This is a genomic window from Streptomyces sp. SID14436, assembly GCF_010548465.1.
GTDB lineage: Bacteria > Actinomycetota > Actinomycetes > Streptomycetales > Streptomycetaceae > Streptomyces.
On the sequence record NZ_JAAGMD010000363.1, the window covers coordinates 1 to 377 of the forward strand.

Here is a 377-nt window from a genome sequence, read left to right on the forward strand (position 1 = left end):
CCCGCAGCGCCCGTCCCGGAGCCGGCCGACGACGCCCACGACTCCGGCTCCCCGGAGTCAGCCGACGGCGCCCCGAACTCCCGCGCCCCGGAACCCACCGGCAGCGCCCCGAACTCCCGCGCCCCAGAACCCACCGGCAGCTCCCACGACTCCCGCACCCCGGCCCCCACCCCCCGGACAGCACCCCCTCCCCCCACCCCGGACCCGTCCGCCGGTGTGCCGGCGCTGGTCAGTGGCCCCCGGCGGCCCGGCGCGGCCCGGCCCGGTGTCCGCCCCTGGTACCGCCGCAAGCGCGTGGCCGTCGTCGGGGCCGTGGCCTGCGCGGTGCTGACGACCGTGGGGACGCTGGCCGCGCTGCCGGACGGGCGGCGGGCCTC

Annotated in this window: 1 pseudogene; it reads left to right on the forward strand. The window is 81.7% G+C overall.

Annotated elements, in window-relative coordinates:
* A pseudogene (locus tag G3I53_RS33275) lies at positions 1-377 on the forward strand (hypothetical protein); the annotation flags it as partial.